At 61.1% G+C, this 23,306-nt stretch carries 26 protein-coding genes; 14 read left to right on the plus strand and 12 right to left on the minus strand.

The features are described 5' to 3' along the window. Positions 1-44: 44 nt before the first annotated feature. Both I2I05_RS05725 and I2I05_RS05730 read left to right on the plus strand, forming a co-directional pair. Positions 45-512, plus strand: a complete 468-nt coding sequence (locus tag I2I05_RS05725; protein WP_196281262.1) for a MaoC family dehydratase — start codon at positions 45-47, stop codon at positions 510-512. A 171-nt stretch (positions 513-683) separates the two neighbouring features. Further along, positions 684-1,760 carry a WD40 repeat domain-containing protein gene (locus I2I05_RS05730; RefSeq protein ID WP_196281263.1) on the plus strand — a complete coding sequence of 359 codons (1,077 nt, stop codon included), beginning with the start codon at positions 684-686 and terminating at the stop codon, positions 1,758-1,760. On the opposite strand, the gene I2I05_RS05735 is transcribed toward I2I05_RS05730, so the two are convergent. Together I2I05_RS05735 and I2I05_RS05740 are read right to left on the minus strand one after the other, a co-directional pair. Continuing rightward, on the minus strand, positions 1,757-2,152 hold the full coding sequence (locus tag I2I05_RS05735; protein ID WP_196281264.1) for a DUF779 domain-containing protein: 396 nt from the start codon (positions 2,150-2,152) through the stop codon (positions 1,757-1,759). The two genes, I2I05_RS05730 and I2I05_RS05735, sit on opposite strands and share 4 nt — an antisense overlap. A gap of 186 nt (positions 2,153-2,338) precedes the next feature. After that, positions 2,339-3,868 (minus strand): aldehyde dehydrogenase family protein, encoded by a 1,530-nt coding sequence (locus I2I05_RS05740; RefSeq protein ID WP_196281265.1) that lies wholly within the window; start codon positions 3,866-3,868, stop codon positions 2,339-2,341. 210 nt (positions 3,869-4,078) lie between these two features. Here I2I05_RS05740 and I2I05_RS05745 point away from each other — a divergent pair, with 210 nt between their 5' ends. After that, on the plus strand, positions 4,079-5,011 hold the full coding sequence (locus I2I05_RS05745) for a helix-turn-helix transcriptional regulator (protein ID WP_230688171.1): 933 nt from the start codon (positions 4,079-4,081) through the stop codon (positions 5,009-5,011). Positions 5,012-5,096: 85 nt separating this feature from the next. Here I2I05_RS05745 and I2I05_RS05750 read toward each other — a convergent pair whose 3' ends face one another. Both I2I05_RS05750 and I2I05_RS05755 read right to left on the minus strand, forming a co-directional pair. Further along, positions 5,097-6,023 (minus strand): bestrophin family protein, encoded by a 927-nt coding sequence (locus I2I05_RS05750; RefSeq protein WP_196281266.1) that lies wholly within the window; start codon positions 6,021-6,023, stop codon positions 5,097-5,099. A 44-nt stretch (positions 6,024-6,067) separates the two neighbouring features. Then, a complete protein-coding gene (locus tag I2I05_RS05755; protein ID WP_196281267.1) occupies positions 6,068-6,592 on the minus strand; it encodes a GreA/GreB family elongation factor in 525 nt (174 codons plus the stop codon). A gap of 116 nt (positions 6,593-6,708) precedes the next feature. Here I2I05_RS05755 and I2I05_RS05760 point away from each other — a divergent pair, with 116 nt between their 5' ends. Further along, on the plus strand, positions 6,709-7,926 hold the full coding sequence (locus I2I05_RS05760) for an MFS transporter (protein WP_230688172.1): 1,218 nt from the start codon (positions 6,709-6,711) through the stop codon (positions 7,924-7,926). Positions 7,927-7,950: 24 nt separating this feature from the next. On the opposite strand, the gene rfbD is transcribed toward I2I05_RS05760, so the two are convergent. The 4 genes from rfbD to I2I05_RS05780 form a co-directional block, all read right to left on the minus strand. After that, a complete protein-coding gene (gene rfbD, locus I2I05_RS05765; protein ID WP_317192322.1) occupies positions 7,951-8,814 on the minus strand; it encodes a dTDP-4-dehydrorhamnose reductase in 864 nt (287 codons plus the stop codon). Positions 8,815-8,893: 79 nt separating this feature from the next. Beyond that, a complete protein-coding gene (locus I2I05_RS05770; protein ID WP_230688174.1) occupies positions 8,894-9,805 on the minus strand; it encodes a TIGR03915 family putative DNA repair protein in 912 nt (303 codons plus the stop codon). 126 nt (positions 9,806-9,931) lie between these two features. Continuing rightward, positions 9,932-10,198: a hypothetical protein gene (locus tag I2I05_RS05775; protein WP_196281269.1), complete on the minus strand. Its 267-nt coding sequence runs from the start codon at positions 10,196-10,198 to the stop codon at positions 9,932-9,934. 5 nt (positions 10,199-10,203) lie between these two features. Then, positions 10,204-11,472 (minus strand): putative DNA modification/repair radical SAM protein, encoded by a 1,269-nt coding sequence (locus I2I05_RS05780; RefSeq protein WP_196281270.1) that lies wholly within the window; start codon positions 11,470-11,472, stop codon positions 10,204-10,206. A gap of 264 nt (positions 11,473-11,736) precedes the next feature. Here I2I05_RS05780 and I2I05_RS05785 point away from each other — a divergent pair, with 264 nt between their 5' ends. After that, entirely contained in the window at positions 11,737-13,707 is a 1,971-nt protein-coding gene (locus I2I05_RS05785; protein ID WP_196281271.1) for a BamA/TamA family outer membrane protein, read from the plus strand. A 93-nt stretch (positions 13,708-13,800) separates the two neighbouring features. On the opposite strand, the gene I2I05_RS05790 is transcribed toward I2I05_RS05785, so the two are convergent. Then, positions 13,801-14,232 carry an energy transducer TonB gene (locus I2I05_RS05790; protein ID WP_196281272.1) on the minus strand — a complete coding sequence of 144 codons (432 nt, stop codon included), beginning with the start codon at positions 14,230-14,232 and terminating at the stop codon, positions 13,801-13,803. Between the two features lie 423 nt (positions 14,233-14,655). On the opposite strand from I2I05_RS05790, the gene I2I05_RS05795 reads away from it, so the two are divergent. From I2I05_RS05795 to I2I05_RS05820, 6 genes are all read left to right on the plus strand, one after another. Next, entirely contained in the window at positions 14,656-14,991 is a 336-nt protein-coding gene (locus tag I2I05_RS05795; RefSeq protein ID WP_196281273.1) for an ArsR/SmtB family transcription factor, read from the plus strand. A 44-nt stretch (positions 14,992-15,035) separates the two neighbouring features. Beyond that, entirely contained in the window at positions 15,036-15,494 is a 459-nt protein-coding gene (locus I2I05_RS05800; RefSeq protein ID WP_196281274.1) for a DUF6428 family protein, read from the plus strand. 90 nt (positions 15,495-15,584) lie between these two features. Then, positions 15,585-16,091 carry a GNAT family N-acetyltransferase gene (locus tag I2I05_RS05805; protein WP_196281275.1) on the plus strand — a complete coding sequence of 169 codons (507 nt, stop codon included), beginning with the start codon at positions 15,585-15,587 and terminating at the stop codon, positions 16,089-16,091. After that, positions 16,088-16,777, plus strand: a complete 690-nt coding sequence (locus tag I2I05_RS05810; RefSeq protein ID WP_196281276.1) for an MIP/aquaporin family protein — start codon at positions 16,088-16,090, stop codon at positions 16,775-16,777. The genes I2I05_RS05805 and I2I05_RS05810 overlap by 4 nt, the downstream gene beginning before the upstream one ends. Before the next feature lie 73 nt (positions 16,778-16,850). After that, on the plus strand, positions 16,851-17,276 hold the full coding sequence (locus I2I05_RS05815; RefSeq protein ID WP_196281277.1) for an arsenate reductase ArsC: 426 nt from the start codon (positions 16,851-16,853) through the stop codon (positions 17,274-17,276). A gap of 19 nt (positions 17,277-17,295) precedes the next feature. Next, positions 17,296-18,111 (plus strand): universal stress protein, encoded by an 816-nt coding sequence (locus tag I2I05_RS05820; protein WP_196281278.1) that lies wholly within the window; start codon positions 17,296-17,298, stop codon positions 18,109-18,111. A 356-nt stretch (positions 18,112-18,467) separates the two neighbouring features. Here I2I05_RS05820 and I2I05_RS05825 read toward each other — a convergent pair whose 3' ends face one another. The 3 genes from I2I05_RS05825 to I2I05_RS05830 form a co-directional block, all read right to left on the minus strand. Then, positions 18,468-19,397, minus strand: a complete 930-nt coding sequence (locus tag I2I05_RS05825; protein WP_196281279.1) for a diacylglycerol kinase catalytic domain-containing protein — start codon at positions 19,395-19,397, stop codon at positions 18,468-18,470. Between the two features lie 169 nt (positions 19,398-19,566). After that, the gene (locus tag I2I05_RS21800; RefSeq protein ID WP_230688175.1) at positions 19,567-19,761 is read right to left on the minus strand and encodes a hypothetical protein; all 195 of its coding nucleotides are present in this window, start codon (positions 19,759-19,761) and stop codon (positions 19,567-19,569) included. Then, entirely contained in the window at positions 19,667-20,617 is a 951-nt protein-coding gene (locus tag I2I05_RS05830; RefSeq protein ID WP_230688176.1) for an SPFH domain-containing protein, read from the minus strand. Before I2I05_RS05830 ends, I2I05_RS21800 begins: the two co-directional genes overlap by 95 nt. 282 nt (positions 20,618-20,899) lie before the next feature. On the opposite strand from I2I05_RS05830, the gene I2I05_RS05835 reads away from it, so the two are divergent. The 3 genes from I2I05_RS05835 to I2I05_RS05845 all read left to right on the plus strand — a co-directional run bounded on the left by I2I05_RS05835 (position 20,900) and on the right by I2I05_RS05845 (position 23,296). Then, a complete protein-coding gene (locus I2I05_RS05835) occupies positions 20,900-21,736 on the plus strand; it encodes a CvfB family protein (RefSeq protein ID WP_196281280.1) in 837 nt (278 codons plus the stop codon). Positions 21,737-21,990: 254 nt separating this feature from the next. Then, a complete protein-coding gene (locus I2I05_RS05840; protein ID WP_196281281.1) occupies positions 21,991-22,665 on the plus strand; it encodes an NAD-dependent epimerase/dehydratase family protein in 675 nt (224 codons plus the stop codon). A 52-nt stretch (positions 22,666-22,717) separates the two neighbouring features. Then, positions 22,718-23,296 (plus strand): hypothetical protein, encoded by a 579-nt coding sequence (locus I2I05_RS05845; protein WP_196281282.1) that lies wholly within the window; start codon positions 22,718-22,720, stop codon positions 23,294-23,296. The last annotated feature ends 10 nt before the right edge of the window (positions 23,297-23,306 follow it).

The following is a 23,306-nucleotide window of genomic DNA, read 5'->3' on the forward strand; positions in this document are numbered from 1 at the left end:
ATGTTTGCGGCCCTTCAACCGCAACCGTACGCCACCGTCATTTTATGTCCAAACTAACGATTCGCAGCCTTGCCGAGCTGGAGGCCTGCGTGGGCCAAGAGCTGGGTGTTTCCGAGCTGCACACCGTCAATCAGGAGCAGATTAATCAGTTTGCCGCCGCCACCCTCGACTTCCAGTGGATTCACGTCGATGCGAAGCGGGCCGAGGCCGAATCGCCCTTCAAGGCGACTATTGCTCACGGCTACCTCACGGTGGCGCTTCTGCCCTACTTGTGGCAGCAAATCGTAACCATTGAAAACCTGAAAATGCAGGTGAACTACGAAATCGAAAGCCTGCGCTTCAACCAGGCCGTGACCGTGAACAGCCAAGTGCGGCTGCGCGCCAGCCTGCTGTCGGTAGCCAACCTGCGCGGCATCGCCAAGGCCCGGGTAGGCGTGACACTGGAAATTGAGGGTTCCAAGAAACCTGCTTATGCGGGCGTGGTCACTTTCCTGTACCATTTCCAAGAATAATCAGCCGTGAAATAATCTTTGATTCCAGCCCCACAAAAAAGCCCGGCCCCAACAGGACCGGGCTTTTTTGTGGGGCTGGAATTCGCGTCATAAGCAACTGATAAAAAGTCGTTCGACTGCTATTAGCTTCGCAGAACACACCCTCTCTTTTCTGCAAAACATCATTGCTTCATGTCAACCTTACCTAAAAAGCCCAGTGCCACCAGACGCATTTTCGCAGTTCTCCTAGCCCTTGTCCTGCTCCTGACGGGGGTGCTGGCGTACGCCTACTGGGGGCAAAAACCCCAGCAGGTCGATGGCGGACTGGCTCAATTGCACACCGTATTCAAGGAGCACAAAGCCCACATCTGGGAAGTCAAGTTCAGCCCCGATGGCGCGCTGCTGGCCAGCGGCAGCATCGACAGCACCGTGAAGGTGTGGAACAAGCAGGGCCAGGTGCTGCTCAATTTGAAACACCCGACGACTGGGGTTACCACCCTCGAATTCAGTCCCGACGGCAAGGTGCTGGCCAGCGGGGGCTACGACCACGTTATCCGCCTTTGGCAGGTGGCCGACGGCCGGCTACTCAGCACCTTGCCCGGGCACGAGGGCACGGTCTGGGCCGTGACGTTCAGCCCCGACGGGCGCACCCTGGCCAGCGCGGGCGAAGACAAGCTCGTGAAGCTCTGGAACCTGGGCAGCGGCACATTGATTCGCAGCCTGCCCGGCCACCGGCTCAACGTGTGGGGCGTAAAATTCAGCCCTGACGGTCGCTCCCTGGCTAGCTCCAGCTTCGATAACGACATCCGGATTTGGGACGCCGCCAGTGGGCAGTTGCTGCGCACCCTCACCGGCCACACCGAGGCGATTCTGAACGTAGATTTCACCGCCGATGGCCGGCAACTGGCCAGCGCCAGCGACGACAAAAGCATCCGGCTGTGGGATGTGACTACGGGCCGGTTGCTGCGCACGTTTAAGGGCGATTCGGAGTGTGTGTACTCCCTTGAGTTCAGCCCCGATGACAAGCATATTGCTGCAGCCTACCGCGACAAAACGGCGCTGGGCGAAATCGCACAGAATATCCTGGGCCTCTCCCCCACCAACAAAGGCGTCACGGTGCGGATTTGGGATGTGGCCACCGGCCAGCTCCTGCAAACCCTGGCCCAACACACCGACGATGCCTACGACGTAGCGTACAGCCCCGACGGCCAGTGGCTGGCCAGCGCTAGCTCCGACCAAACCGTGGACCTGTGGCGGCTCCGGCGCTAGGCTTGTGATTCGAGGTATTCTTCTCCTTGCAGCGCCGGGGCCATGTCCTTGGATTCTTCCTCGGTAAACAGGCGCGAACGAATCAGAAACCGCACGCCCAGTGGGATTTCCAGCGAGAAGCTGGCGCCCCGGCCCTTCGTGACATCTACGGTGAGTTGGGTGTGCTGCCAGTACTCAAACTGGCTGGTGCTCATGAAAAAGTCGCAGCCGTGAATCTGGCCTAGCCACACGTCGTTGCCGCCGATGCGGAACTCGCCCTTGGCAAAGCACATGGGCGAGGAGCCGTCGCAACACCCGCCGCTTTGGTGGAACATGAGCGGGCCGTTTTCGTCGCGCAGCAGGTCAATGGTAGCCTCAGCGGCTTGGGTTACGAGGACGCGGGGAGTAGGCATTGAGTGGAAAGTTGAACGGGGGATTGAAAAAACAGAACGTCATGCTGAGCGCAGTCGAAGCATCTCTACTGCAACAGTAATCCAATTAATTAGATTAGTTAAGCGGGAGAGATGCTTCGACAAGCTCAGCATGACGTTCTACTTTAACTGACGGGCTTCTACTACGTCAGTCAGCTACCAACTGGCTTAGAAGAAGCCCAGCTTCTGCTTGCTGTAGCTGATGAGCATGTTCTTGGTCTGGCGGTAGTGGGCAAGCATCATCTTGTGATTTTCGCGGCCAAAACCGGAGGCCTTGTAGCCGCCGAAGGGGGCGCCGGCGGGGTAATCGTGGTAGCAGTTCACCCACACGCGGCCGGCCTGGATGGCGCGGGGCATGTTGTATAGCTCGTGGGCATCGCGGCTCCAGAGGCCGGCGCCGAGACCGTAGAGGGTGTCGTTGGCAATTTCAATGGCTTCGTCGTTGTCCTTGAACGTGGTCACGGACAGCACCGGGCCGAAGATTTCTTCCTGGAAAATCCGCATTTTGTTGTGGCCGCGGAAGATGGTGGGCTTGATGTAGTAGCCGTCGGCGAGTTCGGGGTGGTCGTGGAAGTGCGCATCGCCGCCCACCAGCACCTCGGCGCCTTCGGCCTTGCCGATTTCCAGGTAGCTCAGGATTTTCTCGTACTGGTCGTTGCTGGCTTGCGCGCCCATCATGGTGCTGGGGTCCATGGGGTGGCCGAGCTTGATGGCCTTCACGCGCTCGATGAGGCGGGGCATAAACTCGTCGTAAATGTCTTCGTGGATGAGCAGGCGCGAGGGGCAGGTGCAGATTTCGCCCTGGTTCAAGGCAAACATGGCGGCGCCTTCCAGGCACTTGTCGAGGAAGTCGTCGTCGGCATCCATCACCGATTTGCAGAAGATGTTCGGCGACTTGCCGCCCAGCTCCATGGTCACGGGAATGATGTTTTCGGCGGCGTATTGCAGGATGAGGCGGCCGGTGGTGGTTTCGCCGGTGAAGGAAACTTTCTGCACGCGCTTGTTGCTGGCCAGGGGCTTGCCGGCTTCCAGGCCGAAGCCGTTCACCACGTTTATCACGCCGGCGGGCACCACGTCCTGAATCAACTCCATGAGTATCATGATGCTGGCGGGGGTTTGCTCGGCGGGCTTCATCACCACGCAGCAGCCCGAGGCGATGGCGGGGGCCAGCTTCCAGGTGGCCATCAAGAGCGGAAAGTTCCAGGGAATAATCTGGCCCACCACGCCCAACGGCTCCTGAATCACCAGCGAGAGCGTGTTTTCGTTCAGTTCCGTGGCCGAGCCTTCTTCGGCCCGAATGACGCCGGCGAAGTAGCGGAAGTGGTCGATGCAGAGCGGCAAGTCGGCCGCCATGGTCTCGCGGATGGGCTTGCCGTTCTCCACGGTTTCGGCTGCCGCCAGGTGGGCCAGGTTGGCCTCCATGATGTCGGCAATCTTGAGCAGCACGTTGCTGCGCGTGGTGGCCGAGGCTTTGCCCCAGGTTTTGAAGGCTTCGTGGGCGGCGTCTAGCGCCAGCTCAATGTCCTCCTTGGTGGAGCGGGCCACCTGACAGAAGGCTTTGCCGTCGATGGGCGACGGGTTTTCAAAGTACTGGCCCTTGACTGGGGCCACCCATTTGCCGCCGATGAAATTGTCGTAATGAGTCTTGAACTTGGGACGCTCCACCACGGTGGAGGTTGCTTCGAGGGTTTCAGCCATGACGTTGTAAAAAGAAAAGGTTGAGTGGGTTAGTCAGATGGTAAAGGTCTCTGAATAACCTTTCCTCGGGTTGTGGTATTGTCTTAAAGTGTGCGGGAATAATCGCAACTTGCCAGAGCAACCCGCCCCACTAGAGGCTACGGTTGCGCATTTTTGCCCTGTCCTACTCCTGCGGCGTCCCCAGCGCCGTGGTTAACCCAAATCCCACCCATGCCCACGCGCGTCCACCTCCCCGCCGCCGTTGCCCCGCTCGCCATGGAGCGCCTGCACAGCCTCGTCGAAAACCGCACCGTGTACTCCCTCGATGGGTTTGAGCTCAACGTGTTTGAAACCCACCAAGCCGCCCACCGCGTGCAGCTGCGCCTTGATGGCCTGGCCCTGACCACCATGCTGCGCGGCAAAAAGGTGATGCACCTGCCCGGCCGCGCCGCCTTCGACTACCTGCCCGGCGAGTCGGTGGTGGTAGACAAGGACGAGCTAATGGAAATTGACTTTCCCGACGCTTGCCTGTGCCAGCCCACCCAGTGCCTGGCCGTGGCCATCGCACCCGACACCATCCGCCACACCGTGGACCTGCTCAACGAGCGGTACCCCCGCGCCGAGGCCCACCAGCCCTGGACCCTGCAGCAGCCCGAGTACGCCCACCTCACCAACACCCCCGAGCTCACCGATACGCTGGGCCGCCTCGTGGCCGTGTCCCGCACCACCGACGCCAATAAGGACGTGCTGGCCAGCTTCACCCTGCAGGAACTGCTCGTACGCCTGATGCAGACCCAGGCCCGCCAACTCATTTTCCACGACTACGCCCGCTACCTAACCACGCACCGCTTCGCCGCCGTGGTCGACTACATCAAGCAGCACCTGGCCGAGAACCTGAGCATCGACAAGCTCAGTGCGGTGGCTTGCATGAGCAAGGCCACGTTCTTCCGCGTCTTTAAGCGGGAGTTCGGCATTACGCCCGTGGAGTTCATCATCCGCGAACGGCTGGGCGAGGCCAAGCGCCTGCTGCGCCACCCGCTGGCCAGCGTGGCCGAGGTGTGCATGCGGGCTGGGTTTAACAACATCTCCTACTTCCAGGCTCTGTTCAAAAAGTACGAGGGTGTAACGCCGGGGGCCTATAAGAAGCAGATGGTAGCCGTGTAGCGTGGACTTTTAGTCCGCGAGTCCGCATCGGCTTGCCTTTCATTTAGGTGTCGTTCCTGCGCGGACTAAAAGTCCACGCTACTTCCTAGAACACTACGCTGTAGGGCGCATCGGCCAGGGCACGGTATTCTTCGTGCAGGTCCACTTGCAGGATTTCGTGCACATTGGCGCGGATGCGGTTGGAGAGTTGCGTGAGGGGCAAGTCGTTGCTGTCTTTGCCGAAAGGGTCCTCGATTTCGTCGCCAATCATTTCCACGCCCAGCAGGGCGTAGGCGCCGAACATGGTGATGGGCACCGTGAGGTAGCGGTAGGTGTCGAGCAGGTTGAAGGGCATGGTGAGAATGAACACCGTGATAAAGCCCTTGATGAAATAGCTGTAGGAGAATGGAATGGGGGTTTTCTGGATGCGTTCGCAGGCGCCAGCCACGTCGAGCAGGGCTTCGTGGTGCCGCTGGATAGTGATGAGGTGGGTGGGCAAGATGAGGCCTTCTTCCAGCAGCCGCTCGTAGAATTCCTGCAATTGAGACGCAATCCGTGAGGGCACGTGGTCGGCTAGCTTCAACTCCTCTACGTAGCCGCTATCGGCCTCCGCGAGTTTGTGGAACCGCACGCCCTGGCGCAGGTGGCCGTCTAGGGCAATGGGGAAATTGGAGAGCACCTGCGCCAGGTAGGTGCGGTTGGCGTGGTCGTCGGCGGGCAGGCGGGCGTGCAGCAGCACGGCCAGGTTGCGGCAGTTATTCACGAGCTGCCCCCAGAGCCGGCGCCCTTCGTAAAAACGGTCGTAGGCCGTGTTGGTGCGAAACACCAGCAGCAAGCTGAGCATGATGCCCAGGAACGAGAAAAACTCCTTGTCAACCGTGAAAATGAGCTGCGAGAACTGCACCGACGCTGCCGTAACGGCCGTGGCGTAGAGCCCCACAAACAGGACGCGCTTCAGTAGCAAACGGATGATGGACGAGGAGCCCAAGTGGCTCAGGGCTTCCCACCAATCGGTCGATTTGTAGATAATCATAGGAATCAGCGGGCGGAAAGTTGGCAAAGGCCCGGCGGCCAAATTTACGCCTCGGGGTAGGTGATGCTCATAATTTCGACCACTTCTTCCTGCTGGCCCAGCTTCAGGGTTGCGGTTTTGCCCAGCTTGGCACCGAGCACCGCCCGGGCAATGGGTGCCACAAACGCCACTTTGCCAGCCGCCACGTCGGCCTCATCGACGCCCACGATGGTAAACCGGCGCTCGAAACCAACCTTGCCGCCGCTTACGGTTCGCAGCGCGACGGTGGCCCCGAAACGGACTTCCTTGGGTGGCTGGGTACGCGGGTCTACCACTTTGGCGCTCCCGAGGCGCTCGGTGAGCAAGGCAATGCGGCCGTTGTAGAGCGAGAGCCGATGGGTGCGGTCGGTGTCGTTATCGTGGTTGGCTTCGGCCTGCGCCCGCTCGGCTTCCAGGGCCACGAGCTCGGCCCGGAGCAACTCGAGGCCGGTGGGCGTGACGTAGTTGGGCGTGCCGGGCGGCAGCGCGGCCCGCGGCGGAATAATCGGCGGCGTCTGGGCGTCGTCCTCTTTGGTAAATCCTCGGCTCATGGCTGATTCAACGCAAGTCCACTCCGTGGGTTTTGCCGGGCTTATAACCATCGGCGGCGTTCTGCTGTTAGGCGAGACTGCGCTTTGCGCGGCCCTAGCACTGCCTGTCCGCCTTTATGAAAGAATCCGTTGTTGAAAATACGCTCATCCCGCTACCAACCTCTCCCCTACCTACCCCGCATAAGCTAGACAATGCCCTGGTGTGGCTTATGGCCATTACCTGCGGCTTGGTGGTGGCCAATATCTACTACAACCAGCCGCTACTGGCCGCCATCGGCCGCACGTTCCGCCTCTCCGATAGCAGCGCCAGCCTAGTGGCTACGGCCACCCAGATAGGCTACACCCTGGGAATGCTGTTTGTGGTGCCGCTGGGCGACAAGCTGGAGCGCAAGCGCATGATGCTGATAATGCTGCTGGGCGCGGCCGCATGCATGGGCCTCGCGGCCGTGGCACCCAGCTTCGCGGTGCTGGCGGGGGCCAGCGTGCTCATCGGCATTTTCTCGGCGGTGCCGCAGCTGCTGGTGCCCATGGCCGCGCACCTGGCGCCCGAAGAAAGCCGTGGCCGCATTGTGGGCCGCGTGATGAGCGGCCTGCTGATTGGCATCCTGCTCTCGCGCACCGTGAGCGGCTACGTGGGGCTGCACCTGGGCTGGCGGGCAATGTTTGAAATCGGCGCTGGCCTGATGGTGTTGCTCAGCGCCCTGCTGGCCTGGAAACTACCCACCGACCAACCCACTTTCACCGGCTCGTATGGCTCCTTGATGAAGTCCTTGCTCACGCTCACCCGCGAGCAAGTGCCACTGCGCCGGGCGGCGCTGGTGGGCGCCAGCTTGTTTGCAGCCTTCAGCGTGTTTTGGACCACGCTGGCGTTCTACCTCGAAGGCCCCGCCTTTGGCTACGGCAGCGACGTGGCCGGCTTTTTTGGCTTGATAGGAGCGTTTGGGGCACTGGCCGCGCCGCTGGCCGGCAAGACGGCCGACACGAAAGGCCCCGACTACACCATTGCCCTGGGCATCATGCTGGCGCTGGTAGCCTATGCTATTCTGGGCTTCGGCGGCCTGTACGTGGCCGGGTTGGTGGTGGGCGTTATTCTGCTGGATGTGGGGGTGCAAGCCACGCATATTTCCAACCAGTCGATGATATTCTCGCTCGTACCCGAAGCCCGCAGCCGCCTGAACACCGTGTACATGACGGCTTATTTCACCGGCGGGTCGCTGGGCTCCATTCTGGGTGGGCTGGCCTGGGTACACGGCGGCTGGCCGGGCGTGTGCGTGGTGGGCGGCTGCCTCACCGCCGTGGCACTGCTGGTAAGCAAGCGCTACGGCCGGGCATAACCCCACGGCAAAGCTGGTTTGCTGCTAGTCCAACCGGCTCATGCATTCCTGCAAGCTGGCCCGCCAATGCGGAATCGCCACGCCCAATTGCGTTTTGGCCTTGGTCTTGTCCATCACCGAATACAGCGGGCGCGTGGCTTTGGTGGGATACTCGGCCGTGCGAATGGGCACGGTCCGCACCGTGGTTTGGCTCAGCTCAAAAATGGCCACCGCAAAGTCGTACCACGACGTCAGGCCCTCGTTGCTGTAGTGGTACAGGCCAAACTGCTGGTTTTGGGTTTCGATGATGGTGAGGATGCAGCCCGCCAGGTCGATGGCGTAGGTGGGCGTGCCCACCTGGTCCCAGATAACCCGCAGTTCCTCGCGCTCGCGGCCCAGCTTGAGCATCGTTTTCACGAAGTTGTTGGCAAATTCCGAGTACAGCCAGCTGGTGCGCAGGATGAAATACCGGTCGGTGTGGTCCGCAATCACCTGCTCGCCTTCCAGCTTGGTGAGGCCATACACGCTGATGGGCTCGGCGGCGTCGGTTTCCACCAGCGGCTGGTTGCCCGTGCCGGCAAACACGAAATCCGTAGAAATCTGAATCAGCACGGTGCCGTGCTCCCCGCACAGCTTGCTGAGGTTGACCACGCCGTCGCGGTTGATTTTCCGGGCCATCTCCAGCTCGTCTTCGGCCTTGTCCACGGCCGTGTAAGCCGCGCAATTGATGCAGTAGCTGGGCTGGTGCTGCGCAAAAAGCGCCGCCAAGGCCTCGGTATTGAGGATATTGGCCTGTGCTTCGGGCAGAAATACCAAGTTGGGCGTGTTCCGGTCCTGCGCTACGCGCGCCAAGCACTGTCCCAATTGTCCCGAAGCTCCAAAAACCAATATGCTACCCATATTCTGCATTGCTTAACTTGTTAAGAATGAACGCAGCCGTTGCCGTAGCTACTCCGGCAACTACGCGCCGGAACCGAGCAGCAGGGCTTTATTCCAGGCGCAAGTTAGGCTCCACAGGCGGCCGCTTGTTCTTGATGGGCTCAAAACGCACTTCGCGCGGCTGTTTTTCGCTGAGGTATTTCCAGTAGCGCAGGGGCATGTGGCGGCGGTGCAGCTTCAGGTTTTTCCGCTCCGGAATGTTCACGTGGTCGAAGTACGACTGCCACAACAGCTTGAACAGCGGCTCCCGCTCATCGAGCACGGTGGCGGACAGGTCGGACGCTTTCTGCGGCTTGTCCAGCTCAAACTGCACCACATCGGTGCGGGTGAGGTCGTAGTATAGGCCGTAGTGGCGGCGGCTGTCGTAAATCAGCCAGCGTTGGTCGGCGTAGCGCTTGGTGAAGTGCGCGGCGATGAGCGGCAGCACATCAAAGTCGGGCTCGATGGTAGCGTGGAACAACTCGTCGGTGGTTTTCTCGAAGCGCACAAAGGCCTCCATGCGGTGCTTTTCGCGGAACATTTGCTGGGCTAGGCGCTGGATGCGGCGCACGTCGGCGTTGGCGTAGTTTTCCGAGATGTCGCGGTCAGAGCGCAAGGCCAGGTCCACGTAGCGGAAGATTAGCATTTCGCGCTCCAAGTCTTCGCTCAAAAACACGTGGTAGAGGCGGGCGCGGGCCTCCTGGTCCATGGTGCGCAGCAGGCCATCCCACACGCGGGCGGCCAGGGTCTCGTCGGTTTCGCGGTGGGCAGGCTGGGCAAACAGGCCGGACTGGGCGGTGGCTTCGGGCTGGATACTGTTCGGCGCCGCCCGCCAATCGTACACCGTGAACAGCACCATCAGCAGGCCTTCAAATGTGCCGTCGTAGGTATAATCGAGCGGCACGGCCGTGAGCGTAGGCGCGCCGGTGCGGCGAACAACGGCAGGGGCCAGGGCGGTGCAGGGGCGGCGAATGGGTTTCAATAGAACGTCAGGCAGAGTGCAGCGAAGCACCTCGCTCGCCACCACTAATCAATACGATTGACATGGCACGCGAGGTGCCTCGCTACGCTCGGCATTAAGAGCTGAATACGCAGCGGGAAAGGCAACTTACGCCGCCTGCTGGCTCTGCTCGCCAAGCTGAGCCAGGTGCCGGGCGCGGGCATCGTCGTGCATTTGGCGCACCAGGGGCATGAGCTCGCTGATGCGGCAGCAGCACGACACGCGGGCTACTTTATCGGAGGTGGCCGTGCGAACGGGCTGGGGCTGGCGGTGAATGATTTTCATGACGGAGAAAAAAATGTCGTTTTGCACGCCGCCCAAGCTGCTTTTCTGCAGCGGTGGCTGGCCGTTCGAAAAAAGGGAGTCGTAATTCATAGCTACTAAGAAGCTTGCGCGAACAAATCCAACTGCTGCGTGACCAAGGCCGAGCGCACCGAAGCGCCCCCGAACAAAATCTGGCGGCGCACCTGCTGCTCGCTCAGCTCGCCGATGATGGGCTGGTGCTCGCCCTGGCAGGTGAGGAAATACTTGGCGCGCTTCAGCACCACGCCCAGCTGGCGCAGGGTTTCCATGTTGAGTGAGGCGAAGCGACGGGCGGCCACAATGCGCTTGGCCGAGCGGGCGCCCACGCCGGGAATGCGCAGTATCATTTCGTACTCAGCCGTGTTCACATCCACCGGAAACACGTGGCGGTTGCGCAGGGCCCAGGCCAGCTTGGGGTCAATCTCGAGGTCGAGGTGCGGGTGGGCAGGGTCGAGAATTTCATCGGCCTGGAATCCGTAGAAGCGCATCAGCCAGTCGGTTTGGTACAGGCGGTGCTCCCGGATAATGGGCGGCTGCGTGACTTGCGGCAGGCGGGCGTCGTCGGTCACGGGAATGTAGCCGGAGTAGTAGACGCGCTTCAGCCCGTAGCCCTGGTAGAGCGAGTCGGTGAGCTTGATGATTTGCAGGTCCGTTTCGGCGCTGGCCCCCACGATAAGCTGCGTGCTTTGGCCGGCCGTGGCGAAGGCGGGCACTTTTTTGAACAGCGCCTTCTCTTCTTTATTTTGAATGATGCCGTCCCGAATCTGGCCCATGGGCGTCAGAATCTCCTGGTAGTTTTTCTCCGGCGCCAGCGTGGTCAGGGCCAGCTCCGACGGCAGCTCAATGTTCACGCTAAGGCGGTCGGCGTACAGGCCGGCTTCGGCAATCAGCTCCTCGCTCGCGCCCGGAATGGTTTTGACATGGATGTAGCCGTTGAACTTGTGCTCGGTGCGCAGCTTTTTCACGATGCGCACGAGGCGCTCCATGGTGTAGTCGGGGCTCGAGAAAATGCCGGAGCTCAGGAACAGCCCTTCGATGTAGTTGCGGCGGTAGAAATTGATGGTCAGGTCCACCACTTCGTCCACGGTGAAGGCGGCGCGCTTCACGTCGTTCGAGCGGCGCGACACGCAGTAAGCGCAGTCGAAAATGCAGTGGTTGGTCAGCAAAATCTTCAGCAAGCTCACGCAGCGGCCGTCCTCGGTGTAGCTGTGGCAAATGCCCATGCCTTCGGCGTTGCCGAGGCCTTTGTTCTCGTTTTTGCGCTTGCCGCCGCTGCTGCTGCACGAAGCATCGTACTTCGCGGCATCAGCTAATATGCTTAGTTTCTCTTGAATGCGCTCGTTCATGAGGAAGGGCTTGCTTTCGGGCTTAAAAGTAATAAACAGCGGCCAAATTGGCGCTAGTTCTTAAGCTAATTTTTTTGGTAATAGTTTCTTTTTATTGAAAAATAAAGGAGGAGCTATTTCTTATTCTTTAGCAAAAACCGCCTGGCTTGGCGCTGGCTGGCAATGGGCGGGTTTTCGGGTGGCGGGGAGAGTTAACTGCGGCCATTTCGGTGGCGCGGATGGTCGGCAGGCTCCTTTTCGTAATTTGCAGCGTTGCGCCCCATTATGAGCTTTCGTCATTGTTTCTTATTTGCACTGCTCTGGCTTGGTTTGGGGGCTGGGCAGGCGCAGGCGCAGAATTTTGACCCCCGCTCGGCGGTGCCGCCCGATTCGCTGGTGGCCAGCGAAGAAATCCTGCCCCACCGGGCCGACTCCCTGCGCCAACGCTTCGACGACGAGCGCATGCTCAGCCGGCTCAAGGCGTATTCGCGGCGCAAAACCATTGCCGGCCGCGCCATTTCGGCCTTATTCGACTTCACCCAGCGCCAGGAAGAGCGGGCTGGCCTCGACGTGGTGCTCCTAGACCGGCAGTTCGACAGCCACAGCTTCAAGGTGGTGCGGCGGGTTGATATTCAAACCTTGGACTCGTTCGGCTACAGCCTCACCGATTCGACCAAGCTGCCGCGCACGTTTTGGGAAAAGTCCGGCAACACGCTGCACATCAAAACGGCCCGCTCGCGGGTGAGGCAGGTGCTGCTATTCCGGCCCGGCCAGCTGCTGGAGCCCCAGGCCCTGGCCGAATCGGAACGCCTGCTGCGCCAAACACCCGAGATTCTGGACGCCCGCGTGCTGGTGAACGAGCAAACTTCGACCCGCGACAGCGTCGACATTCAGGTGCTGACTACGGATGTATTCAGCATCACGGCCGGCTTTGAGTTGGGCTCGGCCACGGCGGGGCGCATCACCCTCGGCGACGAAAACTTCCTGGGCATGGGCCACCAGCTCAAAAACTCCTACCGGTACGGGCGGAACCTGGCCCCGAACGGCCCCGACATTCCCCAGCAGTGGGCCTACAATGGCAGCTACACCGCGCCTTTTCGGAATTTTGTGTACGCCCAGGCCAACTACCGCAACGAGTACAACTACCGCTCCGGTGGGGTGGCGGTGCAACGCGATTTCTATTCGCCCAGCGCCCGCTACGCCGGAGCCCTCAGCCTGAACGCCTTCGACCAGCACATCGCCCTCGTGCCCACGGCCGAAGGCCAGCTCATTACCTATTACCCGCTGCGCTACACCGTGCAGGACGCCTGGGTGGGGCGCGCCCTGCGCCTGCGCTCCTACGACCTGGGATACGAAAACCCCGGCCGTATCATCGTTTCGGCCCGGGCCTACAACCTCCGCTACAGCGCCGTGCCCCAACCCGATACGAGCGTCCACTTTCCCACGCCCCCGCCCGACTTCCGCAACAGCACCCTGCTGCTGGGCACGGTGGGCTACTCGGTGCGCCGCTATTATAAGGACCGGTACCTGTTCGGCTTTGGCCGCACCGAGGACGTGCCCACCGGCACGCTGGTCAGCCTCACGGCCGGCTACGACCTGAGTGGCGCGGTGCAGCGCCGCTACCTGGGCGTGCGCATGGCAGCGGCGGCGTTCAGCACGCGCAGCGGTTACCTCTACGGCGCGGTCGATGTAGGCGGGTTTCAACTCATGAACACCGAGCGCAGTTGGGAGCAGGGCCTGCTTTCTACCGAGTTCACGTCGTTCACCAAACTCTACCACTTTGGCAACTGGCAGTACCGGCATTTTCTCAGCAGCCGGGCCACCGTGGGCCTCAACCGCCGGCCCGGCGAGCAGCTCCAAGGCATCACCGACGCCCGCGGGCTGCGGGGGTTTGCGCCGGCCCAACCCATTTTTGCCACCAGCCGCTTTGTGGTCAATTACGAAACTACCTTGTTTACGCCGCTCTCCCTGCTGGGCTTCCGCCTGGCGGGCCTGGCCTTTGCCGATGCGGCCTGGATTAGCGACAAGCCCCGGGGCGGCTCGCCCTTCAGCGGCGGGGCACCCTACACGGGCTTTGGCCTAGGCTTGCGGTTTCGCAACGAATTCACGGCCCTGCGCACCTTTCAGCTGCTGATTGGCTACTACCCGCGCGGACTGAACACCGCCAACGGCATCCGCATGTTCGAAACGGCCCGCGAAACCGTCACCTTTACCGATTTTGGCCTCGGCCAACCCGGCACCGGGCTCTATCAATAAGAACGATAAAGCGCTGTCTCAGCAATAAAAAAGCCCCAAACCTGGCATCAGGACTTGGGGCTTTTTTATTGCTGAGACGGCGAAAAACCAGCGCTATAAATTAAAGGAAATGGGCACGGTGCAAGCCACCCGCACGGGCTCGCCGTTCACGCGGGCAGGCACCCAGGCGGGCATCAGCCACACCAAGCGTAGGGCCTCGTCGTTCAGGCCGTTGCCCGGGCCGCTCACCACGTGCGCGTCCTGCACCTTGCCTTCGGCGTTGAGGATAAAATTGACCAACACGCGGCCGGAAATGCGGCGCTGCAGGGCTTGCTGCGGGTACCGGATGGACTTGCTCAGGTATGCGGCAAAGGCTTTGTCGCCGCCCGTAAACTGGGGCCGCACCTCGGGGTTCACGTACACCGAATCGGGGTACACGGCCGGCCGAACCTTCGCCGGCACCGACGTCAGGGGGACGGCCGACGAAACTGGCGCCTCTTCCCCTACTCGGGCCAGGGCCTGGCCTTTGGCAGCGGATGCAGACATACCTGCTATCGTAGCCAACAGAACAATAACGCGTAGCGAGTGCAGCATAACAGTAGAAATTTAGGTGAAACGCAAAAAGCAGAAGGGAAGAATGGAAGTATACCAACCAACGAATATTACTTGGTCAGGGTTTTAGCAAATTGTCTTTTTATTATAATATCGAAAAATTAACCGGAAATAATGTAATAAGCGCTAATAGAACTTTGTACTACAGGCCGCCTTGTTTGCTATGCAATATAAGGCTTCAATACACTTTTACCAATATTATCTTTTTGTGTTTTTGCATTTACCCAGTTCGCAAATGCAATTCGTCGCATCAAATAAATATTACTTTTCAAATAAACCCACATAACCATTGCGGGATTATGGAAACCCTTTTACCTTTGCAATCGTTAATCGACGATAAACATAATTAACAATCAAATGGCACTTCATAAGCGCGAGCAATTCACCGCTGCCGAACAGGAAATTGCGCTAATAGCAAAAGCCCTGGGGCACCCGGCGCGGGTGGCCATTCTGCAACTGCTGGCCCGGCGCCAGTCGTGCGTGTGCGGCGAGCTGGTGACGGAGCTGCCCCTGTCGCAAAGCACCGTGTCGCAGCACCTCAAGGAGCTGAAGGCCGCGGGCCTGGTGCAGGGCGAAGTGGACGGCCCGCGCGTGTGCTACTGCATCGACCGAGCGGGCTGGGACCGCGCCCGGCTGCTCATGGCCGGCTTGCTGGCCGAACTACCACCGCCCGCCGCCAATGGCTGCTGCTGATATTTTTTCAGGTTTTACGCTTTCACCTTTTAACCCAGTACGTCATGAAAATCTCCGAGATGAAACAGACCTTGCCGGGGCTGGCGGCCGTTAATTTCAGGCTGCCGGATGGCACTTACCTGCCGGCCCATTTCCACGTAACGGAAGTGGGCTTGGTAACCAAGCATTTTATCGATTGCGGAGGCGTGGAGCGGCGCGAAACCGCGGCCAACTTCCAGCTCTGGGAAGCCGGCGACTATGACCACCGACTCGCGCCCCAGAAGTTTCTGCACATCCTTGACCTTTCGGCCAAAATTCTGGGCCGTGACGACCTGGACATTGAAGTGGAATACCAGCAAGACACCATCGGCAAATTTGGGCTCGCCTTCGATGGCCAAGACTTCGTGCTGACCGCCAAACAAACCGCTTGCCTGGCGCAGGACGCCTGCGGCATTCCGAACGACCTGCTCGCACTGCCCCAGCTGCAAACCGCGTGCTGCTCGCCGGGCGGCGGGTGCTGCTAAACTGAAATGGGCGCGGTGCAGGATTTCAGCACCGCGCCCATTGCCCTCTTTCGTGAAGTTTCCTATCCGAACCTACTTGCCCGTTGCTCCATGACGATTTTGCCACTCACTCATGACCATTGGCCTGCTGTTCTGGCCATTTATTCCCAGGGCATTGCTACAGGCAACGCCACCTTTGCCACCGACCTGCCCACTTGGGAAACCTGGGACCCCGGCCACTTGGCCCACAGCCGGCTGGTGGCCACCAACGCCGCCGGGCAGGTGCTGGGCTGGGCCGCGTTGAGCCCGGTTTCGGGGCGCTGCGTGTATGGCGGCGTGGGCGAGGTGAGTGTGTACGTGGCGGCCGAAGCCCGCGGGCAGGGCGTGGGCCAGCAGCTGCTGGCGGCGTTGGTGGCGGAGTCGGAAGCCCGGGGCATGTGGACCCTGCAGGCCGGCATATTTCCTGAGAATGCCGCCAGCGTGAAGCTGCACGAAGCGCAGGGCTTCCGGGTGGTGGGCCGGCGCGAAAAAATAGGGCAGCTGGCCGGCGTGTGGCGCGACACCCTGCTGCTGGAGCGCCGCAGCCCGGTGGTGGGCGCTGCCGCCACGCCGGCATGAGCAATTTACCGCTGCGCCAATGCCTGCTAGCGGAAACGTTGGGCACGGCGGGGCTGCTGCTGTTTGGCACCGGCGCCGTAGTTGTGAACGAGCAAACCCAGGCCCTTGGCCACGGCGGAATAGCCGCGGCCTTTGGGCTGGTGGTCTTCCTATTAATTCAAAGCCTGGGGCCCGTGAGCGGCTCGCACGTAAACCCGGCCGTTACCATTGGCTTTTGGGTGGCGGGGCGGTTTCCGGGGCGGCGGGTGCTGCCCTACGTAGCGGCCCAACTGATGGGAGGCGTGCTGGGCAGCGGGCTGGTGGCTTTGGTGGCGGCACCGGGCTCCGGGCTGGGCGCCACGCGGCCAGCCCACACCGCCCTGGAGGCGCTGGGCGTTGAAACCGTGCTTACGTTCTGGCTCATGCTGGTGATTTTGCGCGTCACGGCGGGCTCGAAAGAGCAAGGCTTGTTGGCGGGCTTGGCCATCAGTGCCACCGTCGGGCTCGAGGCCTTAGTGGCCGGGCCGCTGAGCGGGGCGTCCATGAACCCAGTCCGCTCCCTGGCCCCGGCACTGGTTGGGGGCCACTTGGAGGCGGCCTGGGTGTACATCGTGGGGCCGGTGGCGGGCGTGCTGCTGGCCGTGCTCTGCGACCGAGTGCTGCGCATTCAACCGCCAATTACAGCCACCGAGCCCGCTAGCGCCTGAGGTGATACGAGCTGACAACATTACCATTGCTGCCGCTTCCATCTGATTGCACCCTAATAATTCCTTTCTATTTATGCCAGCTCTTAAAAACGTCCTCGTGCTCTGCACCGGAAACTCCTGCCGCAGCCAGCTCATGCACGGCTACCTCGCCCGGCTGCTCGATGGGAAAGCCAACGTGTACAGCGCGGGCATCGAAACGCACGGCGTCAACCCCAAAGCCATTGCGGTGATGCGGGAGGATGGCATGGACATCAGCCACCACACCAGCAACCACGTAGATGAATACGCGAGTGTGCCGTTCGATTACGTCATTACCGTGTGCGACAACGCCCGGGAGGCCTGCCCGGTGTTTCCGTCGTCGGCCACCACGCTGCACCACAATTTTCCCGACCCAGCCAAGGCCACGGGCACACCCGAAAAAATAATGAATGAATTTCGGGCCGTGCGCGACCAGGTGAAAGCCTACGCTGATAACTTCACCCGTCAGTACTTCCACTAACCCGCTTTTCCCCTGCGCCATGGCCACACTGCTCGTTCTGACTGATTTCACGCCCGCGGCCGACCAGGCCCTGCGTTATGCGACGGTGCTGGCCGCTTCGCTCGAAGCCCGGCTGCTGCTGCTGCACGTGGAGCCCACGGGCCTGCTGAACCCCAACGCCTTCACGGGCAAAAACCCGGAGCGCTCGGAGCCCGAGATTCAGGCCCTGCTCGACCAGCGGTGCGCCCGCGCCGAACGCAGTGGCGTGGGCTGTGGCAGCGAGATGACGAGTGGCAGCATCGCCGAGGCCGTGGCTACCGCCGTGCGCCGGCACAGCGCACTGCTGGCCATCGCCGGCAAGCCCAACACCGAGGAAACGCCCGACGAGCTGGTGGAAAGTGCCGCGCTCAGCCTGCTGCGCGACGCCCCCTGCCCCGTGCTCATCGTGCCCCAGGCATATGCGCACGCCCAGGTTCCGGCCCGGGTGCTGGTAGCGGCCGACCACGAGGCCGTGACCTTCGGGGGCAGCGCCGCAGCGGCCAATACCTTGCTCCGCCACTGGCAGCCCGCCGTGACCGTAACCCACGTGAGCACCTCCGCCCCCGACGCGACCACCGCCCCTGACCTCGCCTTTCCGCAGCTCCTGCTGGGCGGCGTCACCAGCGTGCAGTTGCGCCACGACACCCACCCCGAAGTGGAGCAGGGCATCCTCGCGGCCCGTGCCGCCGTGCACGCCGACTGGGTGGTGCTCATTGCCCGGCACCACAGCCGGCTGAGCCTGATGTTCAACAACAGCGTCACGGCCCGGGTCATATTTCACAGCTCAGTGCCAGTGCTGGTGGTGTCCGAAGCATAAGCGCAGCCGCGGCGCCCTGCCCGGTTCCACCAGCCTACGCCACCGAGGTGCTGGCGGGCGGCGCCGGGCCGGGCGAGCGGCGGTTGCCTTGGCTCCTATTATTGGCGGAGGGTGCTCGGCAGATGCGATGAAGGCTCAATGTGCTGAATGCCGTGGTCGGTATAGTCCGGGGAAAATGGAAGCCGACTTACCCGAAACCAATCACTGAAATTCTCCAGGGGGTTTTGCACCACATGCTTGTATGGTGCATTGCGCAGTTTTTCTTTTAAGAAAGTGGGTAGAGCAATTTAAGCGGGCATTGGACTCAATATAGTTGGATAGATTTCCAAACTTAACACCAGAAGTACCCGCCGCGCCTAGCCCAGCTGCACCAGTCGCGTTACCTCCTGGCTGGGCCCGATGGTGGCCACGCTGCCCGCGTTGAAGCGCAGAAAATCGGCCTCCACGCCATCGGAAAAGATGACGCCGCCGGTGGGCATCAACGACTCGACGTGCAGGGGCTGGCTGGCGCGCAGCCGCCCGGCCACCAAGCCGCACTGCGTGCGCTGGCTGCGAAAGGGCTCGCGCACCACAAATAGCAGTTCGCCGGGGCGCAAGGGGGGCTGTTCGGCCACGTGCTTGCCACCCAGGAATTCGTCGAGGCCAGCCGTCATGTTGAAGATAGAGCTGAGCCAGCCGGTGCGGCCGGCGGGCGTGGCCACAATGATGCCCGACGAGGAATGCTCCTCGATGGCAGCGTTGAAGGTGAGACGGTAGCGGGCCGAGACGTGCGAGGCCGCCCCGATGAACAGGTCGTTGAAGGCGAGCAGGCGCTGGCCGTCCTGCAGGGTGGCCTGGGCCAGCGGCTGGGTGCGGATGGGCACGTCGGCCCCGCGCACGAGGGCCTGCACGGCGGCGCGGCAGGTGTCGGGGCGGAACGGGAGCAGCACGCCGTCGTAGCGGCTGGGGTCAGGGTTGACGGCCACCAGGGGCCGGCCGCGCACGTACTTGGCGGCGTTGGCCACCAGCCCGTCCTGCCCCACTACCACCACCACCTGGTCATCGGCGAAGATGAAGGAGGGCAGAAATTCGCGGTCCACCACCTTGCTTTTTACCACTTGGCCCAGCTCGCGCTGCACTTGGCTCACCGCGAGGTCGAGGGCAGCTTGTTCGGCTTCGTAGTCGCTGAAGTTGCCCCCAGCGCGCTCCACCACGAAGCGAGCCTGGGCGGCGGTGTTGTAGCGGGCCTTGAGCTGTTCGAGCCGGGTTTTGGCCCGCACGATGATGGCGTATTCGATTTTGGGCATTTGGTGGAGGTGAGAAAGCTAATTAGCAGAACGGGGAAATCAGAACGTCATGCTGAGCGCAGTCGAAGCATCTCGCGTGCCGAAGTAAATCAATCGATTGAGTTACTACCACACGCGAGATGCTTCGACTGCGCTCAGCATGACGTTCTTTTTATATTGGATGTCCTCCTCAACGGCGCGTCGGCTTGGGCGCATCGGGTGCCGACGGCGCGGGCGCGTCGCCCATCAGGTTGTCCAGCAAATCGGGGGTGATGTTGAGGGTCCCGATTTTACCGGCGTTCTCGGCCAGCTCGCGGAAGGCCAGGGCGATATTGAGGCGCGGGTCGGGGTTGTTTTGCAGGGCGGTGAGGGTGCGCCAGTCCAAGTCGCGGAAGGGGCGTAGCGTGGCCTCGGTCACGTAGCCCTGGGCGTCGGCGGCCTGGCGCTGGTTGGCGGTTTGCTGGGTGAGGAGGTCCGGCGCGGCTGGCTTCCACGGCGATGTCGGCCTGCACCTGCAACTCGCGCAGCTTGCGGTCGTTGGCGGCACGCTGGAGCTGGGCTTCGGAGCGTTTCTCGTCAATCTGCTTGCGCTTTTCCTCCACCGCGATGTCGGTATTCAGCTCGCTTTCCTTGATGCGGCGCTCCTGCTCTACGGCAAAGTTGCGGCGCTCGTAGATGGCCTGGTCGGCTTCCTGCTGCAGGCGCTCGCGGGCGTCGGCTTCCAGAGCGCGCTCCATTTCCGGGGTGGCTTTCACAGCCAGGATGTTCACGCCCAGCACCTCAATGCCCAACTGGGCCACGGCCGGCGAACTCTGCAGCCCGGCCTGAATCTGCTCCTCGATGAACTTGTTAGACCGGATGGCGTCCTTCAGCGTGAGGCTGTGGGCGTAGGCCGAGGTAGCGGTCTGGGCCTCGTTCACGAGGCGCTGGTTGAGCTTTTCGAGGTCGTTTTTCTTGTAGATGCCCAAGCTTTTCACCGTGAAATCGAGCAGTTCGGCCAGCTGGCGCGGGTCGCGCACGCGGTAGCTGAGCTGGCCCTGGATGGTGATGCTCTGGTAGTCGGCCGTGGTTTCGTTGAAAATGAAGGGCAGGTCGTTGGAGGCCAGCGGCACGGCCGCAATCGAGCTATTGAAGGTGGAGTAGAAGAAGGCCAGCCCGCGCCCCTCGCGTACTACTTTGCCGTTTTTGTACTGGATAACGTAGGTTATCGAATCGAATTTGGCGTACCCAAGACCGAACATAGCGACAGGAAAAGCTGAGCCTCAAACTTACATAAATAAGGGGGTTAGCGTCTCTTGAACGGTTATTTGTTGCGTGTAAATGAACGTCATGCTGAGCGAAGTCGAAGCATCTCTACCGCAGTAGTAATCCAATCCAACCAGATTTACTATTGCAGTAGAGATGCTTCGACTTCGCTCAGCATGACGTTCACGGCGGCCTATGTGGCCTTAATGTCACATTCTGCACGCTTTTCGCCTACTTCCTCCCGACCTTTGTCCCTTCACCCCTTAATACCGCACCTCATGGCCAGCCTTCTCCTCGGCGATTACAACGACCTCGAAGTAGCCCGCGAAACCAGCGTCGGCCTCTACCTCACCTCCGACGACGGCGACCTGCTGCTGCCCAACAAATACATCGAGCCCGGCACCCGCGTGGGCGACGTGGTGCGTGTGTTCGTGTACCGCGACTCCGAAGACCGGCTCATTGCCACCACCCTCCGGCCGTTGGCCCTAGTCAATTCCTACGCTGTGATGACGGTGAAAGACCACGGCCCAGCCGGCGCTTTCCTGGAGTGGGGCCTGGAGAAAGACCTGCTCCTGCCCTTCCGCAACCAGCGGCGCGACCTGCGCACCGGCGAGCGAGTGCTGGTGTACGTGTACCTCGACGAGGAAAGCGACCGGCTGGTAGCCTCCACCAAGTGGAAACAATTCCTGAGCCAGGAGCCCTTCTCCGGCGAGCCCGGCGACGCCGTGCGCCTACTTGTGGCCGATGAAACCGAGCTGGGCTACCCCGTCATCGTGAACGGCACGCACCAAGGGCTTCTGTTTCACAACGAAGTATTCCGGCCTCTGCGCCTGGGCGAGGCCCTGCCGGGCTTCCTGCGCCAGGTGCGGACCGATGGCAAGCTCGACGTACGCCTGCAAAAAGAAGGCTACGGCGAAGTAGAATCGGCCACCGATACGCTGCTCAAAGCTATTCAGGCAGCTCCCGGCGGGCGCTTGCCGCTGGGCGATAAAAGCCTGGCCGAGGACGTGTACCGCCGCGTGGGCATGAGCAAAAAGGTCTTCAAAAAAGCCTTGGGGGCGCTGTTTCGGCAGGGCCTAGTGCTGCTCGAGCCCGAAGCCACGATGCTGAAGTAAAACAGAGAAACACCCCTCATTCTCAAGACGGGGCATGTTTCAGCCAGAGGTTGAAACGGGGGTGGTTGGCTTCGCTGAACTTCGTTTGGGAAGTTGCGCAGCACTGGAATGGCTGTATCGTAACAGGTTTTATATTGCCGGTCAACTCCGCGCCTGAATAGTCGTTCAACGAGTCTTCCCCCGTTCGAACCCTGGGCTCGAACATTCCTTCCTCAACTGAGGAAAGGCGTTTCTGTTTTTGCTTCCTCCAAACTATGCGCAAAACCGCTTTACTCGCCGGGGCCACGGGCCTCATTGGTTCGCACTTATTGCCGCTGCTGCTGGCGTCGGAGCGGTATTCTAAGGTAATAGTGGTGGGGCGCAAGGCGGTGCCGGTGGTGCATCCCAAGCTCACGCAGGTGGTGACGGACCTCGACAAACTGGAAGACGTGCGCCTGCAGCTCATTGCCGACGACGTGTTTTGCTGCCTGGGCACCACCATGAAGCAGGCCGGGTCTAAAGAGGCTTTTTTCAAGGTTGATTTCCTGTATGTGGTGTCACTGGCGGCAATCACGGCCGGCAATTTTGCCTCGCAGCTGATGGTGGTATCCAGCCTGGGGGCCGATGCCGAAGCCGCGGTTTACTACAGCCGGGTGAAGGGCGAAATGGAAGCCGCTGTGCAGGAACTACCGTTTCGGGCCATCCACATTTTTCGGCCGTCGCTGCTCTTGGGCGAGCGGGCGCAGCCCCGCCTGGGCGAGCGAATTGGCGCCGTAGTGCTGGGGCTTTTTAAGCCGCTCATGCGCGGGCCGCTACACAAATACCGCCCCGTGACGGGAGCCACGGTAGCCGCGGCCATGCTGCGCGCAGCCGAGGAAGACGGCGGCGGAATTCGCATCCATTTGTCCGATGAGATTGCGACTGGTGAACGAGCCACGGCGAAAGTTTAGCGCCAGTCGCTTAGTTTTGTCCAAATTTCAGTTACTTACCAGTCATCGTTACATGAAACGCTTACAGTTTATTCTTCTTTTCCTCCTGCTGGCCCTGCCGAGCTTCATGGCCCACGCCCAATCCAAGAAAGGGGGCGGTGGAAGCAGCTCGGGCTATAACACCGGCATTGGCCTGCGCGGCGGCGGCTATTCTTCGGGACTTACCGTCAAGCACTTCCTGAGTGGCAAAAACGGCGTGGCCATCGAGGGCTTGCTCACGACAGAATACAAAGCGCGCGGTATCCGGCTCACCGTGCTCGGCGAGAAGCACCATGGCGTGGCCGATGTGAAAGGCCTGCAGTTTTATTACGGCGCTGGCTTCCATGCCGGGTCGTACCAGGGCCGGTACTACTTCGCCGATTCGCGCTACTACTACAAAGGCCGGAAAGGGGACGTGTACCTGGTGCGCGACTACCGCTTCGACGAAGAAACCTACGTCGCTTTCGGCGCCGACCTGATTTTGGGCCTGGAGTACAAGCTGCCCGATTTGCCTTTCGTGGTGGGGGTTGACTACAAGCCCTTCTTCGACGTTTTCAACGGCTACACCGGCTTCTATAACGATGCGGCCGTGAGCTTGCGCTTCACGTTCTAGTATTCGGCCT

Origin of the sequence: Hymenobacter jeongseonensis (assembly GCF_015694725.1) — a bacterium.
Taxonomy (GTDB): domain Bacteria; phylum Bacteroidota; class Bacteroidia; order Cytophagales; family Hymenobacteraceae; genus Hymenobacter; species Hymenobacter jeongseonensis.

Excerpts from the sequence above, each read along its gene's own strand:
- I2I05_RS05790 (WP_196281272.1), bottom strand. The coding sequence starts at position 14,232 with ATGTCTGCATCCGCTGCCAAAGGCCAGGCCCTGGCCCGAGTAGGGGAA.
- I2I05_RS05845 (WP_196281282.1), top strand. The coding sequence starts at position 22,718 with ATGAAACGCTTACAGTTTATTCTTCTTTTCCTCCTGCTGGCCCTGCCG.
- I2I05_RS05840 (WP_196281281.1), top strand. The coding sequence starts at position 21,991 with ATGCGCAAAACCGCTTTACTCGCCGGGGCCACGGGCCTCATTGGTTCG.
- I2I05_RS05735 (WP_196281264.1), bottom strand. The coding sequence starts at position 2,152 with ATGCCTACTCCCCGCGTCCTCGTAACCCAAGCCGCTGAGGCTACCATT.
- I2I05_RS05740 (WP_196281265.1), bottom strand. The coding sequence starts at position 3,868 with ATGGCTGAAACCCTCGAAGCAACCTCCACCGTGGTGGAGCGTCCCAAG.
- I2I05_RS05750 (WP_196281266.1), bottom strand. The coding sequence starts at position 6,023 with ATGATTATCTACAAATCGACCGATTGGTGGGAAGCCCTGAGCCACTTG.
- I2I05_RS05755 (WP_196281267.1), bottom strand. The coding sequence starts at position 6,592 with ATGAGCCGAGGATTTACCAAAGAGGACGACGCCCAGACGCCGCCGATT.
- I2I05_RS05830 (WP_230688176.1), bottom strand. The coding sequence starts at position 20,617 with ATGTTCGGTCTTGGGTACGCCAAATTCGATTCGATAACCTACGTTATC.
- I2I05_RS05810 (WP_196281276.1), top strand. The coding sequence starts at position 16,088 with ATGAGCAATTTACCGCTGCGCCAATGCCTGCTAGCGGAAACGTTGGGC.
- I2I05_RS05795 (WP_196281273.1), top strand. The coding sequence starts at position 14,656 with ATGGCACTTCATAAGCGCGAGCAATTCACCGCTGCCGAACAGGAAATT.
- I2I05_RS05785 (WP_196281271.1), top strand. The coding sequence starts at position 11,737 with ATGAGCTTTCGTCATTGTTTCTTATTTGCACTGCTCTGGCTTGGTTTG.
- I2I05_RS05815 (WP_196281277.1), top strand. The coding sequence starts at position 16,851 with ATGCCAGCTCTTAAAAACGTCCTCGTGCTCTGCACCGGAAACTCCTGC.
- I2I05_RS05775 (WP_196281269.1), bottom strand. The coding sequence starts at position 10,198 with ATGAATTACGACTCCCTTTTTTCGAACGGCCAGCCACCGCTGCAGAAA.
- I2I05_RS05725 (WP_196281262.1), top strand. The coding sequence starts at position 45 with ATGTCCAAACTAACGATTCGCAGCCTTGCCGAGCTGGAGGCCTGCGTG.
- I2I05_RS05760 (WP_230688172.1), top strand. The coding sequence starts at position 6,709 with ATGAAAGAATCCGTTGTTGAAAATACGCTCATCCCGCTACCAACCTCT.
- I2I05_RS05780 (WP_196281270.1), bottom strand. The coding sequence starts at position 11,472 with ATGAACGAGCGCATTCAAGAGAAACTAAGCATATTAGCTGATGCCGCG.
- I2I05_RS05805 (WP_196281275.1), top strand. The coding sequence starts at position 15,585 with ATGACGATTTTGCCACTCACTCATGACCATTGGCCTGCTGTTCTGGCC.
- I2I05_RS05825 (WP_196281279.1), bottom strand. The coding sequence starts at position 19,397 with ATGCCCAAAATCGAATACGCCATCATCGTGCGGGCCAAAACCCGGCTC.
- I2I05_RS05730 (WP_196281263.1), top strand. The coding sequence starts at position 684 with ATGTCAACCTTACCTAAAAAGCCCAGTGCCACCAGACGCATTTTCGCA.
- rfbD (WP_317192322.1), bottom strand. The coding sequence starts at position 8,814 with ATGCAGAATATGGGTAGCATATTGGTTTTTGGAGCTTCGGGACAATTG.
- I2I05_RS05820 (WP_196281278.1), top strand. The coding sequence starts at position 17,296 with ATGGCCACACTGCTCGTTCTGACTGATTTCACGCCCGCGGCCGACCAG.
- I2I05_RS05800 (WP_196281274.1), top strand. The coding sequence starts at position 15,036 with ATGAAAATCTCCGAGATGAAACAGACCTTGCCGGGGCTGGCGGCCGTT.
- I2I05_RS05745 (WP_230688171.1), top strand. The coding sequence starts at position 4,079 with ATGCCCACGCGCGTCCACCTCCCCGCCGCCGTTGCCCCGCTCGCCATG.
- I2I05_RS05835 (WP_196281280.1), top strand. The coding sequence starts at position 20,900 with ATGGCCAGCCTTCTCCTCGGCGATTACAACGACCTCGAAGTAGCCCGC.